Origin of the sequence: Micromonospora nigra, assembly GCF_900091585.1 — a bacterium.
Classification (GTDB): Bacteria; Actinomycetota; Actinomycetes; order Mycobacteriales; family Micromonosporaceae; genus Micromonospora; species Micromonospora nigra.
Genome location: NZ_FMHT01000003.1, coordinates 3,806,787 through 3,819,252, shown reverse-complemented (window position 1 = coordinate 3,819,252; position 12,466 = coordinate 3,806,787). Strand labels below are relative to the sequence as shown.

At 73.3% G+C, this 12,466-nt stretch carries 13 protein-coding genes; 6 read left to right on the top strand and 7 right to left on the bottom strand.

The window, feature by feature from the left end; all coding sequences use genetic code 11:
* Nucleotide 1 precedes the first annotated feature (1 nt).
* The 4 genes from GA0070616_RS16480 to GA0070616_RS16465 form a co-directional block, all read right to left on the bottom strand.
* A complete protein-coding gene (locus GA0070616_RS16480; RefSeq protein ID WP_091082999.1) occupies nt 2-625 on the bottom strand; it encodes a hypothetical protein in 624 nt (207 codons plus the stop codon).
* Nucleotides 626-637: 12 nt separating this feature from the next.
* Nucleotides 638-1,207, bottom strand: a complete 570-nt coding sequence (locus tag GA0070616_RS16475; RefSeq protein WP_091082996.1) for a DNA-3-methyladenine glycosylase I — start codon at nt 1,205-1,207, stop codon at nt 638-640.
* 244 nt (nt 1,208-1,451) lie between these two features.
* Complete coding sequence (locus GA0070616_RS16470; RefSeq protein ID WP_091082993.1) at nt 1,452-1,949, bottom strand: SRPBCC family protein; 498 nt, start codon at nt 1,947-1,949, stop codon at nt 1,452-1,454.
* Nucleotides 1,946-2,614 carry a DivIVA domain-containing protein gene (locus GA0070616_RS16465; RefSeq protein ID WP_091082990.1) on the bottom strand — a complete coding sequence of 223 codons (669 nt, stop codon included), beginning with the start codon at nt 2,612-2,614 and terminating at the stop codon, nt 1,946-1,948. The genes GA0070616_RS16470 and GA0070616_RS16465 overlap by 4 nt, the downstream gene beginning before the upstream one ends.
* A 142-nt stretch (nt 2,615-2,756) precedes the next feature.
* On the opposite strand from GA0070616_RS16465, the gene folP reads away from it, so the two are divergent.
* Nucleotides 2,757-3,626 carry a dihydropteroate synthase gene (gene folP / locus GA0070616_RS16460; protein ID WP_091082987.1) on the top strand — a complete coding sequence of 290 codons (870 nt, stop codon included), beginning with the start codon at nt 2,757-2,759 and terminating at the stop codon, nt 3,624-3,626.
* 14 nt (nt 3,627-3,640) lie between these two features.
* On the opposite strand, the gene ndhC is transcribed toward folP, so the two are convergent.
* Complete coding sequence (gene ndhC / locus GA0070616_RS16455) at nt 3,641-4,018, bottom strand: NADH-quinone oxidoreductase subunit A (RefSeq protein WP_091082983.1); 378 nt, start codon at nt 4,016-4,018, stop codon at nt 3,641-3,643.
* Nucleotides 4,019-4,139: 121 nt separating this feature from the next.
* Between ndhC and GA0070616_RS16450 the strand changes: the two genes are divergently transcribed.
* From GA0070616_RS16450 to GA0070616_RS16440, 3 genes are all read left to right on the top strand, one after another.
* The gene (locus tag GA0070616_RS16450; protein WP_091082979.1) at nt 4,140-5,525 is read left to right on the top strand and encodes a hypothetical protein; all 1,386 of its coding nucleotides are present in this window, start codon (nt 4,140-4,142) and stop codon (nt 5,523-5,525) included.
* A 384-nt stretch (nt 5,526-5,909) separates the two neighbouring features.
* Entirely contained in the window at nt 5,910-7,757 is a 1,848-nt protein-coding gene (locus GA0070616_RS16445; RefSeq protein ID WP_091082976.1) for a 2-oxoacid:acceptor oxidoreductase subunit alpha, read from the top strand.
* A complete protein-coding gene (locus GA0070616_RS16440; RefSeq protein WP_091082973.1) occupies nt 7,750-8,784 on the top strand; it encodes a 2-oxoacid:ferredoxin oxidoreductase subunit beta in 1,035 nt (344 codons plus the stop codon). Before GA0070616_RS16445 ends, GA0070616_RS16440 begins: the two co-directional genes overlap by 8 nt.
* Before the next feature lie 122 nt (nt 8,785-8,906).
* Here GA0070616_RS16440 and GA0070616_RS16435 read toward each other — a convergent pair whose 3' ends face one another.
* A complete protein-coding gene (locus GA0070616_RS16435) occupies nt 8,907-9,917 on the bottom strand; it encodes a potassium channel family protein (RefSeq protein ID WP_091082970.1) in 1,011 nt (336 codons plus the stop codon).
* A gap of 158 nt (nt 9,918-10,075) precedes the next feature.
* Between GA0070616_RS16435 and GA0070616_RS16430 the strand changes: the two genes are divergently transcribed.
* Nucleotides 10,076-10,696, top strand: a complete 621-nt coding sequence (locus GA0070616_RS16430) for a helix-turn-helix domain-containing protein (RefSeq protein WP_091082967.1) — start codon at nt 10,076-10,078, stop codon at nt 10,694-10,696.
* Between the two features lie 135 nt (nt 10,697-10,831).
* Nucleotides 10,832-11,428, top strand: coding sequence for a ClpP family protease (locus GA0070616_RS16425; RefSeq protein WP_091082963.1), 597 nt, complete (start codon nt 10,832-10,834; stop codon nt 11,426-11,428).
* Nucleotides 11,429-11,448: 20 nt separating this feature from the next.
* Here the strand turns inward: GA0070616_RS16425 and GA0070616_RS16420 are convergent, their stop codons facing one another.
* A complete protein-coding gene (locus GA0070616_RS16420; RefSeq protein WP_091082959.1) occupies nt 11,449-12,465 on the bottom strand; it encodes an SDR family oxidoreductase in 1,017 nt (338 codons plus the stop codon).
* Nucleotide 12,466: the final 1 nt, after the last annotated feature.

The window sequence follows — 12,466 nt, the reverse complement described above, 5'->3', positions numbered from 1 at the left end:
GTCAGTCGTCCTCTTCCGGATCCTGGTTGGCCTCGGCACCGAGCACGAACGCCTGCATCGCCAGTTCGTCGCCGGAGGGCGAGACGAAGGCGGGCAGTTCACGCGGGCCCAACTCCTGCACGTACGACCAGAACAGCCGCACCGCCTCGGCCGCCGAGTCGGCCTCGATCGGCAGATCCAGGCTGACGAGCCAGGATCGGCGCTCGGGCGGCGGCCCGAGGCGGTCGGCGAGGGCCCGGAACGTCGCCGGATCGAGGGCGGTCACCGGCCCGTCGAGGGTGAGGGCGTCGGCCGGCGCAGGCTCGTCGAAGGACCGCCGGGTGTACGTGACCACCAGCGACCCGTCGGCCGGCTCGGACTGCGGGTCGTCCGGATCCTCCCGGCGCTGCGTGGTCGGACCGGCCACCCGCCCCAACGCCACGAGCCGGGGCGGTGCGTCGACCAGCACCGCCACCTGGTCACCGGGGCGCGGCCGGGGCCCGGTGAGCAGACCGGTCAGCTCCAGCGTCTCGTGGTGTACCAGCCGTTCGGCGTCGTACCGGTCGGCCGGCAGCAGCACGGCCCAGGTGCCCGTGCCGTCGGCGTGACTCGCCCCGTTCACCCGGTGCGCGGTGTCGGTCGTCATGGGCCTATCCCATCACGCCACGACGTGACAGCCGGCGAGGTGGTCGTCGACCATCCCGGTGGCCTGCATCAGCGCGTAGGCCGTGGTCGGGCCGACGAAGCGGAACCCGCGCTTCTTGAGCGCCTTCGCCATCGCCGTGGACTGCGGGGTCGACGACGGCACCTCGGCGAACGAACCGGGGCGCGTCGACCGGGGCGGCGGGGCGAAGGACCAGAGCAGCGCGGAGAGCCCCTCGGGCAGGTCGAGGGCCGCCCGGGCGTTCCCGATCGCCGCCTCGATCTTGGCGCGGTTCCGGACGATGCCCGCGTCGCCGAGCAGCCGCGCGACGTCGGCCTCGCCGTAATCGGCGACGTCGGCGATCCGGAAGTCGTCGAAGGCGAGCCGGAACGCGGCGCGCTTGCGCAGGATCGTCAGCCAGGACAGGCCGGACTGGAACGCCTCCAGGGTCATCCGCTCGTAGAGCGCGTCGTCACCGTGCAGCGGACGACCCCACTCGGTGTCGTGGTAGACGGTGTAGTCGGGGGTGCTCGCCCCCCAGCCGCAGCGGGGCGCCCCGTCGGCGCCGATCACCAGGTTGGTCACGTCGTCCAGGCTAGGCCGACCGGCTGACCGACCGCCGCCCCGGAGGGCGCCGAGCCGCACGGGTCACGGCATCCCGCGGTGTCCCCCGTGCGCCGGTGCCTCCACGGCGGGGGACCGGAGCGGAAGCGCACGCCCACCGACGGGCGTACCGCCCTACGGGGGGGCGCACGCCCGAACCCACCGGCCGGGCCCGGAGCGGGCCCAGGGCGGGTTCAGAGCGGCCCGGAGCGGGTTCAGAGCGGGTTCAGGGCAGGCGGCCCTGCTCGACCTGACGGGCGAACTTCCTGAGCGCCTGGGTGAGGCTCACCTTGGAGCCCGGCCACAGCACCGGCCAGGCGACCCGGCCGGCCCGGCCGCCGGGCAGGTGGAACCACTCGTGCCAGACGACCTGGGTCCGCCCGCCCTCGACCGGGGTGCAGCGCAGCACGCCGGGACCGCGCAACAGCCGGCCGCAGTGCACCACCCCGATCTCGTAGGGCTCGTCCACCCGCACGACCCGCATCTCGTCGCGCAGCACCGCCGGGCCGATCGCGGTGACCGCCTCGACCAGACTGCCCTCGCCGCCGTCGCCCTCGACCACCCGGACGGTGGTGAAGGGGATCCAGTCGGACTGCCGCTCCCAGGAGATCAGGGCGGCGAAGACCCGGTCGGCGGGCGCGTCGACGATCACCGTGGCGGTCACCTCGCCGGCACCGGGCTGCGCCGCCTCGCGCAGATCGTCGGGTTCGTCCGCGCCGGTCACGCCGGTTCCGACCGGACCGTGCGGGCCCCACCGGCCGGGTCGTCGGCACCCTGCCCGCCCGGAGCGTCGGCGCCCGGGTCGGCCTGCCGGACCTGCACGGTCGTGACCTCGGCGCGGGCCCCGGTTCCGGGTGCGTCCGGGTCGGGACCGGTCGTCGCGCGGTCCGGGTCGCCGGACGCGACCGACGGTTCGGGACCGGTGACCGTGCCGGCGGCCCGGACATCGACCTCCGGAGGGCTGGCGACGTCGACGCCGGCCGGCGTCGGGGTGGCCGCGCCGTCGACGGGCACCGCCCCGGCGGCGGCACCGGCCGCCTGCTCGCGGGACCGGCGCAGGGCGTCCGCGTCGGCGGTGCGGCCGGCGCGCAGCGCGGCGACCTCCGCCTCCAGGACGCCGATCAGCTCGGTCTTGTAGCCGATGTCGTACGCGGCGCGCCGCATCGCCTGGTCGACCTGGGCCATCCGGTAGCCGCGCAGCGCGGTGTCGAAACGGACCTCGCCGACGTCCGACTCGCGCAGCGGCCGGTCACCGGGCAGCGGCACCGCCCGATCGTCCGGCTCGGCCGGCGCCAGGCCGGGATCCCGGCCGGAGACCAGCACCGTCACCCCGAACACGACCGCCGCGACGGTCAACGCCACGACCAGCAGGAGCAAACCCTGACCCATGCACAGATCGTGGCACGGCGGAGCCCTCGGGGCGACCCCCACCCCGGCGCGGCGTCCCGCAGCGGGTCATCGGAGGTCGACCGGATAGCGTCGGGGGCGACCGGCGGCAGCCCGGTCGACGGCGCGCACGCGAGGAGGCGGGATGGCCGGGGCGCTTCGGCTCGGCGGGCGGACGTTCGCGCCGGGCGAGCTGGTGGTCATGGCGATCGTGAACCGGACCCCGGACTCGTTCTTCGACCGGGGGTCCACCTTCGCCGCCGACAGCGCCCTGCGTGCCGTGGAGCGGGCGGTGGCGGAAGGTGCCGGGATCGTCGACATCGGCGGGGTCAAGGCGGGCCCGGGTGCCGAGGTGGACGTGGCCGAGGAGATCCGGCGTACGGTCGACACGATCGCCGGCGTCCGGGCGGCGTTCCCCGACGTGGTCATCTCGATCGACACCTGGCGCGCGGAGGTGGCGGTGGAGGCCGTGGCCGCCGGTGCCGACCTGCTCAACGACACCTGGTCGGGGGCCGACCCGGCCCTGGCCCGGGTGGCGGCCGAGACCGGGGCCGGGCTGGTCTGCTCGCACGCCGGCGGACTCGCCCCGCGTACCCGGCCGCACCGGGCGGCCTTCGACGACGTGGTCGCGGACGTGGTGGCCACGGTGACCGGGCTCGCGGAGCGGGCGGTCGCCCTCGGCGTACGGCCCGACGGCATCCTGATCGACCCGGCGCACGACTTCGGCAAGAACACCCGGCACTCGCTGGAGATCACCCGTCGACTCGGCGAGTTGGCCGGCACGGGCTGGCCCTTGCTGGTGGCGCTGTCGAACAAGGACTTCGTCGGTGAGACGCTGGACGTGCCGGTGGCGGAGCGGCTGGAGGGGACCCTGGCCGCGACGGCCGTGTCGGCCTGGCTGGGCGCGCGGGTGTTCCGTGCGCACCAGGTCCTCCCGACCCGCCGGGTGCTCGACATGGTCGCCTCGATCCGGGGGGACCGTCCGCCGGTCCTGACCCGACGCGGCCTCGCCTGAGCGCGGCGGGTGGCTCAGGTCCAGCGGAGGATGTCGCGACGCCAGGCGTACAGGATGCCGAGGGCCAGCACGGCCACGAAGATCGCCATCTCCACGACGGTGACGAGCCCGAAGCCGGGGCGGTCGAAGACCACCGCCCACGGGAACAGGAACACCGCCTCGACGGCGAACAGCACGTAGAGGTACGCGTACACGTAGTAGCGGATCTGCATCTGCGCCCAGTCACCCCCGACGGGGTCCACCCCGCACTCGTAGCTGGCACGCTTGCCGGGCGGATCGGCCGGACGGGCGGGACGTAACACCCGGTTGGCCGAGAACGCCGTAACGAAGAAGAGGACGCTGGCGAGCAGCAACAGCCCGAGCGTCGCGTACGAGCCCAGGTAACCGGTCACGACCGGGAGCCTACCGGCCCGACGCCCGCCCCGGGCTCATGACGAAGTTGTTACTCGACGGGACTAGTGTCCTCAGGCAATTGTTACGAGGGATCGACATCCCCCCGGCACCGGAGGTCACATGGCCCGCTCGGACGTACGCCCCGGTCGGCGGCGACGCGACCGGCGTACCGCCCGCCTGCTGGTGGCTGCGCTGGTGGCCGGCATCGCCGTCGCGGCGCTGCCCGGTTGGGCCGCCGCCCCGGCGGCCGGCGCCGCCCCGGCCGGCACCGAGTACACCGAGCCGGCGACCGAACCCGACGAGACCCCGAGCACGGAACCCACGGAACCCGACCCGGTGCCGACCACCGCGCCGCCGACCGTCGAGCCGCCCGCGGAGACCACCCCGCCCGCGTCGACCACCGCACCGGTGCCGACCGCGACGCCCGGCGTGCCGACGCCCACCTCGGCCGCGCCCACCCGCACGACGCCGCCGGCGCTGCCACCGCCACCGACGCGCACCACGGCACCGCAGGAGGTCGCGGTCGGGGTGCGGGTGACTACCGAGGACGTCACTCTGCCCGCCGCCTACTGGAACGCCCCCAGCACCGTGGCCCGGCTGCGCGTCACGGTCACCAACACGGGCGCGGCGACGGCCGGGGTCCGGCTCGCCTACACCCTGCCGGCGGGGCTGACCGACGCCGGCACGAAGGGCTGCACGGCCACCGGCGGCGGCGAGCACCGCTGCGGGGAGTGGAGCGCCGCGCCCGGGGCGCGGTTCAGCGCCCTGCTCCGGGTACGCGTCGACGGCGACGCCTGGCGGCAGATGCCGCTGGGTGGCACCGTGCGGGTCACCGCGACCGCTCCCGGCACCGGCGCCACGGCCGGCGACGACGAGGGGTTCGCGGTGCTGTTCCCGCCCGGTCCCCCGGTGCCCGGCATCGCGCTGCGGGCCGACGAGGTCACCTTCGACATCAGCGGCACGACCAGCGGCCTCACCGTCCGGCTGGGGAACACCGGGACGGTGGACGCGGCCGGACGGGTGGAGATCGTCCTGCCGGCGGGAGTTTCGGTGCCGGCCCCGCCGCCCGGCTGCACCACGGCGGACGACCGCACCCGCTGCGACCTGGGGACGGTGCCGGCGGGCAGGTCCGCCGAGCTGCGGCTGCCGGTGACCGCCACACCCGAGGCCCAACGGGCGGCCCCGCTGGCCGGCGGGGTGGTCGGGCGGCTCGACCCGCGCGCGGGCCCGAGCAGGCAGGTGCAGATGACCTTCCGGATCACCGCCGCCGCGGCCCTGGCCACGCCGGTGGTGTCGCCCCCCGCACCGACCGGCTCGCAGGGGGTCCTCGCCGTGGCCAGGCAGGATCCGGGCGGCGGGGGCCTGACCTCGACGCAGCGGACGGCCGCCGCGCTCATCGGGGTGTCGATCCTGCTCGTGGTGCTGGCGCTGGCGCTGGCCACCACCTCGCTGCGCCGCCGGTCGGCCCCCGCGCCGATCGGGCCGGGTCCCACCCCCGCCGACTGAGGCTGCCCGCCGGGTCGGCCCCGCCGTCCTCCAGATTGCCGGACCTGCCGGCGGTACGGTCGCGAGTCGGTGATCTGCCTAACGGTGTCCTGGGCGTAACACCCTAAGCTGGGACATAAGGCAGCACCCTTCGATCCCAGTCGGCGGACCTACGGGCAAGTTCCACGAGCGATTGGCCGTACGCTCTCAGTGAGGAAGGTCAGCGGGCCACCCAGGGGCGGCCCGCTGCGGCGGCGCGTCAAGGAGGTCACGTGGCCGGGCAAGGCGAGGTCATCATCGAGTTCAGCCGCCCGCGCGATCGCGCGCAGCAAAGTGAGGTGCAGGCGTGAGCGCGAGGAGTCTGCCGGTTTTGCAAGCCCCGCAGTCGCGAACGAAGGTGGCACAGTGAACAAGCAGATCCGTCAACTGGACCGGGTCGTCATCCGGTTCGCCGGTGACTCCGGCGACGGCATGCAACTCACCGGCGACCGGTTCACCTCGGAGACGGCGCAACTGGGCAACGACATCTCCACACTGCCCAACTTCCCCGCCGAGATCCGCGCTCCCGCCGGCACCCTGCCGGGCGTGTCGAGCTTCCAGGTGCACTTCGCCGACTACGACATCCTCACGCCCGGCGACGCGCCGAACGTGCTGGTGGCGATGAACCCGGCGGCACTCAAGGCCAACCTCGCCGACCTGCCCCGGGGCGCCGACATCATCGTCAACACCGACGAGTTCACCAGGCGCAACCTGGCCAAGGTCGGCTACGCGACCAGCCCGCTCGACGACGACTCGCTGGCCGGCTACGTCGTGCACCCGGTCGCGCTGACCTCGATGACGGTCGGCGCGCTGGCCGAGAACGACGTGTCGAAGAAGGACGCCGAGCGGGCCAAGAACATGTTCGCTCTCGGCCTGCTGAGCTGGATGTACTCCCGGCCCTACGAGTCGACCCTGCGCTTCCTGGAACGCAAGTTCGCCGCCCGCCCCGAACTGGTCGCGGCGAACGTGGCCGCCTTCAAGGCCGGCTGGAACTTCGGTGAGACCACTGAGGACTTCGCCGTCCGGTACGAGGTCAAGCCGGCGAGGATGCAGCCCGGCACCTACCGCAACATCACCGGCAACGCGGCCCTGTCGCTGGGCATCGTGGCCGCCGGGGTGCGCTCCGGGCTGCCGGTCTTCCTGGGCGCCTACCCGATCACCCCGGCCTCGGACATCCTGCACGAGCTGAGCAAGCACAAGCGGCTCGGCGTGGTCACCATGCAGGCCGAGGACGAGATCGCGGCCATCGGGGCGGCGCTCGGCGCATCGTACGGCGGTGCGCTGGGCGTGACCACCACCAGCGGCCCCGGTGTGGCCCTCAAGGGCGAGACGATCTCCCTCGCGGTGGCGCTGGAACTGCCGCTGCTCATCGTCGACGTGCAGCGGGCCGGGCCGTCCACCGGCATGCCGACCAAGACCGAGCAGGCCGACCTCAACATGGCGCTGTTCGGACGGCACGGCGAGGCCCCCGTCGCGGTGATCGCGCCGAAGTCGCCGGCGGACTGCTTCCACGCGGCGATCGAGGCGGCCCGGATCGCCCTGACCTACCGCACCCCGGTGATCCTGCTGTCGGACAACTACGTCGCCAACGGCTCCGAGCCGTGGCTGCTGCCCGACGTGGAGTCGCTGCCCGACCTGCGGGTCGAGTTCGCCACCGCGCCCAACGGCGAGGACGGCACCACCTTCCTGCCGTACCTGCGGGACCCGGAGACTTTGGCCCGGCCGTGGGCCATCCCCGGCACCCCGGGTCTGGAGCACCGCATCGGCGGTCTGGAGAAGGCCGACAAGACCGGCGACATCTCGTACGACCCGGCGAACCACGACTACATGGTGCGTACCCGGGCGGCCCGGATCGAGACGATCCCCGTGCCGGACGTCGAGGTGGACGACCCGGACGGCGACGCCCGCGTGCTGGTCCTCGGTTGGGGCTCCACGTACGGCCCGATCGGCGCGGCGTGCCGTGGCCTGCGTCAGCGGGGGCTGTCCGTCGCGCAGGCCCACCTGCGACACCTCGCGCCGATGCCGGCGAACCTGGGTCAGGTGCTGCGCTCGTACGACCGGGTGGTCATCCCCGAGATGAACCTCGGTCAGCTGGCCCACGTGATCCGGGCCCGCTACCTGATCGACGCGATCGGCTACAACCAGGTCCGCGGCCTGCCGTTCACCGCCGCCGAGCTGGAGACGATGCTGGAAGAGGTCCTGAAGAATGTCTGAGCCCGTCGCCCTCAAGCTCACCGCCAAGGACTTCAAGTCCGACCAGGAGGTGCGCTGGTGCCCCGGCTGCGGCGACTACGCGATCCTCGCGGCCGTCCAACAGTTCATGCCGGAGCTGAACATCCCCCGCGAGAACATCGTCTTCGTCTCGGGCATCGGCTGCTCGTCGCGGTTCCCGTACTACATGAACACGTACGGGTTGCACTCGATCCACGGCCGCGCCCCGGCCATCGCCACCGGCCTGTCGGTGTCCCGGCCGGACCTGTCGGTCTGGGTGGTCACCGGTGACGGCGACGCGCTGTCCATCGGCGGCAACCACCTGATCCACGCGCTGCGCCGCAACGTCAACCTGAAGATCCTGCTGTTCAACAACCGGATCTACGGACTGACCAAGGGGCAGTACTCCCCGACCTCCGAGGTCGGCAAGATCACCAAGTCGACCCCGGCCGGCTCGGCGGACTCGCCGTTCAACCCGCTGTCGTTGGCGCTCGGCGCGGAGGCCACCTTCGTGGCCCGCACCATCGACTCCGACCGCAAGCACCTCCAGTCGGTGCTGCGGGCCGCCGCCGAGCACTCCGGCTCCGCGTTCGTGGAGATCTACCAGAACTGCAACATCTTCAACGACGGCGCCTTCGACCAGCTCAAGGACCCGGGCATCCGCGACGACCACCTGATCCGGCTGGAACACGGCCAGCCGATCACCTTCGGCAGGGACGGGCAGTTCTGCGTGGTGCACCCGCCGGGCGGCTTCGGCCTGGAGGTACGCGAGACCGCGTCGACCCCTGCCGAGCAGATCGTCGTGCACGACGCCACGGTCACCGAACCGGCCTACGCGTTCGCGTTGTCCCGGCTGCCGGGCCTGGATCTGCGCAACACGCCGATCGGGGTGTTCCGCTCCGTCGACCGGCCCTCGTACGACAGCGTGGTGCAGTCGCAGGTCGAGGCTGCCAAGGCCAAGGCGACCGGGACGCCGGAGGAGCAGCTCGCCGGCCTGCTCGCCAGCGGCGACACCTGGACCATCAACTGACCTGAGGCTCCCCCGCAGCGGCCGGCCCGACGTCGGGCCGGCCGCTGCGCCGTCCCCGGGCGGGGCCGGGCGCGCGGCCGTCGCGTCGGTGTCAGGTGGTGGTGGCGCTGCCGGTACGCCGGTCAGGTGGGGTTGCTGGCGGGGCGGTCGTCGCGGACGTGCACCAGCATGTCGCCGGTCTCGATCAGTGCGCCCGCCTTGTCCGCCAGGGTGACCACCTTCCCGCGCCGCACCAGGGCGATGACCAGCGACTCCAGTTCGCGGGGCGACCTGCCGACCTCGTGGCGCTCGGCCGACCGCATGGCCAGCGCCATCCCCTGGCCGGGAGTGAGCAGATCCTCCACCACGTCGATCAGGGGCGGCGCCGAGGTCGACAGGCCCAGCAGGCGGCCGGCGGTTGCCGAGGAGACGATCACGTGGTGGGCGCCGCTCTGCTTGAGCAGCGGGGCGTTCTCGGCCTCCCGGGCGGCGGCGATGATCCGCACCTGCCCGGCGGTGAGCTGGCGTACGGTCAGCGCCACCAGCACCGACGCGTCGTCGCTGTCGGTGGCGATGATCACCGCCTTGGCGGTGCGCACGTGCGCCTGGTTGAGCACCGACGAGCGGGTCGCCGATCCCTCGATGGCGACCAGGCCGGAGGAGGTGGCCTGCCGCAACGCCGGCCCGTCGCGTTCCACGACGACGATGCGGGACTTCTCCAGCCCGTTCTCCATCAGGGCGGAGACGGCGCTGCGACCCTTGGTCCCGTAGCCGCAGATGATGACGTGATCCTTCACGGTTCTCTCCCACCGCAACAGGCGCCGGCCCGTCCGGTACTGCTCGGTCAGGACTTCCAGGGTGGTGCCGACCAGGATGATCAGGAACAGCACCCGGGCCGGGGTGACGAACAGGACGTTGACGAGCCGAGCTTCCTGGGTGACCGGCACGATGTCGCCGTACCCGGTGGTGGACAGCGACACCACCGCGTAGTAGAAGCAGTCCAGCAGGGTCAGGCCGTCCTCGTTGTTGTCGCCGTACTGGTCCCGTTCCAGGTAGACCACCGCGACCACGGCGAGCACCAGGCCGAGGGCGGCGGCCAACCGCAGACTCAGCGCGCTGAGCGGCCCTCGCCGCTGCGCGGGAAAGTGGATCACTGTTGGACCTGCCCCGCCTCCGTCGCCTGCACGCCCACAACATAGCCGGTACGCGCTGTCGCACACGGCGGGGTGGCGAGTCGACGGGGACGACGTGCCGGCCGGTGGGCGGGCATGATGGGAGGGGTCACCGGCCGACCGGCGAGAGTGAGGCACGCATGTCGTTGCTGCGACGGGTGATCGGTCAGGTGCTGCGCAGGGTGCGCCAGCGCCAGGGCCGCACGCTGCGCGAGGTGGCCGAGGCGGCCGGCGTGTCGCTGCCGTACCTCTCCGAGGTGGAGCGCGGGCGCAAGGAGGCATCCTCGGAGGTGCTGGCCGCGATCTGCCGCGCGTTGGGGATCGGGCTGTCCGACCTGCTGGAGGAGGCGCGCGACGACCTGCGCCGGGTGGAACGGCGCGCCCCGGTCGGCTACGCAACTGGTGCCGTCCCCGTCGACCGGGTACCCACCGCCCGCGGCGGGACCACCGGCCCGCGCCTGCGGATCGGCTTCCATCCGGGCGGGCCGGCGGCACACGTGGGGGCCGGGCCGTCGCGGGTCGGCGACTGCGGTCCGCTGCCGTGGCCGGTGTCCACCGGTCGGCTGCTGCACGTGGGCGGGGCGCCTGCGGGCACCCCCGGGTCGGTTCCGTCCCTTGCGCCGATCGGCCTGGCGGGTGCCACCGGCCTGCGGGTCCGGCTGCTCCCCTCCGCTGCGGGCGGGCGCACCGGCCCGCGTACCGCCAGGGCGCTGGCGCGACGGCGGGCCCGGTCGGGCCGACGCCGTCTGACCGCCCGGTAGGTGGCCATGTGGTTCTGCCGTGGGCCGATCTGCCGCGGGCAGAATCGCTGGGAGCCCATCCGCCGACCGACGCAGGCTTGGGGAAGCCGGTAGCCGGGCGCCAGGTCGCCCGCCGGCGCGGCGGAGGGCGGAGCGATGATCAGGATGTTCGACGAGGGGCAGCGCGGCTTCGGCGACCAGGTGTTCGAGCGGCTGCTGAAGGAGCGGATCGTCTTCCTCGGCACCGAGGTGACCGACGAGTCGGCCAACCGGATCTGCGCCCAGATCCTGCTGCTCGCCGCGGAGGACCCGAAGCGGGACATCAGCCTCTACATCAACTCGCCGGGCGGCTCGGTGAGCGCGGGGATGGCGGTCTACGACACGATGCGGTTCGTCCGCAACGACGTCGCCACGCTGGCGCTGGGCATGGCGGGTTCGATGGGGCAGTTCCTGCTGTGCGCGGGCACGGCCGGCAAGCGTTACGCGCTGCCGCACGCGCGGATCATGATGCACCAGCCGTCCGGCGGGATGGGTGGCACCGCCGCCGACATCACCATCCAGGCGGAGAACATGCTGCACGTGAAGCGGACGATGCAGGAACTGATCGCCCGGCACAGCGGGCACAGCATCGACGACGTCCAGCGGGACTGGGACCGGGACCGTTGGTTCACCGCAGAGCAGGCCCGCGAGTACGGCCTGATCGACCAGGTGATCAGCACCGCCGCCCAGCTCGCCGCCCGACCCGCGTCGTAGCGGGTCCGGCGCCCCGGCCCTCAGTCGATCAGCTTCCACGGCTCCGGGATGCGCGCGGCCAGCCGGGGCTTCCGGTCGGCCCACCAGCGGACCGAACGGGCCAGCACCGCGCCCGGGTCCTCGACCTGCCGGGTCGGCTCGAACGGCTTACCGAGGCTGGTGTAGCTCTCGAACATCCCGAGGAGCTGCACCACCTGCAACTGGATCGGAGACAGGTGCTGCTCGGCGAGGGGAAGGAAGAAGCGGTGCCACCGCCGGGTGGCGATGAACGGCGGTGCCGCGATCGGGGAGATCCCCCGTTCGGCACGCCACTGGTTGATCGTCGTGCAGACGATGTCGAGCAGGTCGCCGAGACGCAGGCACTCCGTCCCCCCGGCGATCACCTCGGTCCGTTGCCCGGTCGGCGGCACGCCGAGCACCGCCGCGACGACCACCTCGGCGACCTGGTCCACCGGAGCCAGCTCGGCGTAGCCGTCCGGGTCGCCGACGACCGCGGCGGCCAGCCCCGACACCAGCGTCTGCATCAGGGTGTACGGGCCCGTGAACCGGCCGATCGCCCCGTCGGCGCGAGCCCCGATGATCAGTGGGGGGCGCACCACGGTCAGCGGCCCGGAGTGACCGGACCGGACCAACGTCTCGCACTCCGCCTTCGACCACTCATAGCCGTTGCGGTAGCGGCCGAAGGCGGAGGGGACGGGATGTTCGTCCGGCTCCGCCCCGTCGGCGTACGCGGTCGAGACGTGCACCAGGTGGGTCCGGTCGTCGACCAGGTCGAGCACGGCTTCCAGCGGTCGGACGTTCGCCGCCACCGCCTCGTCGCGGCTCATGCTCCAGCGGGTCGACGCGGCGGTGTGCACCACGACATCCCACGGCCCCCGTGCCGCAGCCGGTGGCGCCTCGGCCCCCAGGGTCCAGCCCACGTCGTTCGGGCCGGCCGGACGGCGGGTCACCCGGGTCAACTCCACACCCCGCGCGGCCAGCTCCCGGGTCACCTCCTGGCCGACCACACCGGCCGAACCGGTGATCAACACTCGCATG

Excerpts from the sequence above, each read along its gene's own strand:
- GA0070616_RS16480 (WP_091082999.1), bottom strand. The coding sequence starts at position 625 with ATGACGACCGACACCGCGCACCGGGTGAACGGGGCGAGTCACGCCGAC.
- GA0070616_RS16440 (WP_091082973.1), top strand. The coding sequence starts at position 7,750 with ATGTCTGAGCCCGTCGCCCTCAAGCTCACCGCCAAGGACTTCAAGTCC.
- GA0070616_RS16420 (WP_091082959.1), bottom strand. The coding sequence starts at position 12,465 with ATGCGAGTGTTGATCACCGGTTCGGCCGGTGTGGTCGGCCAGGAGGTG.
- folP (WP_091082987.1), top strand. The coding sequence starts at position 2,757 with ATGGCCGGGGCGCTTCGGCTCGGCGGGCGGACGTTCGCGCCGGGCGAG.
- GA0070616_RS16465 (WP_091082990.1), bottom strand. The coding sequence starts at position 2,614 with ATGGGTCAGGGTTTGCTCCTGCTGGTCGTGGCGTTGACCGTCGCGGCG.
- GA0070616_RS16450 (WP_091082979.1), top strand. The coding sequence starts at position 4,140 with ATGGCCCGCTCGGACGTACGCCCCGGTCGGCGGCGACGCGACCGGCGT.
- GA0070616_RS16425 (WP_091082963.1), top strand. The coding sequence starts at position 10,832 with ATGATCAGGATGTTCGACGAGGGGCAGCGCGGCTTCGGCGACCAGGTG.
- GA0070616_RS16430 (WP_091082967.1), top strand. The coding sequence starts at position 10,076 with ATGTCGTTGCTGCGACGGGTGATCGGTCAGGTGCTGCGCAGGGTGCGC.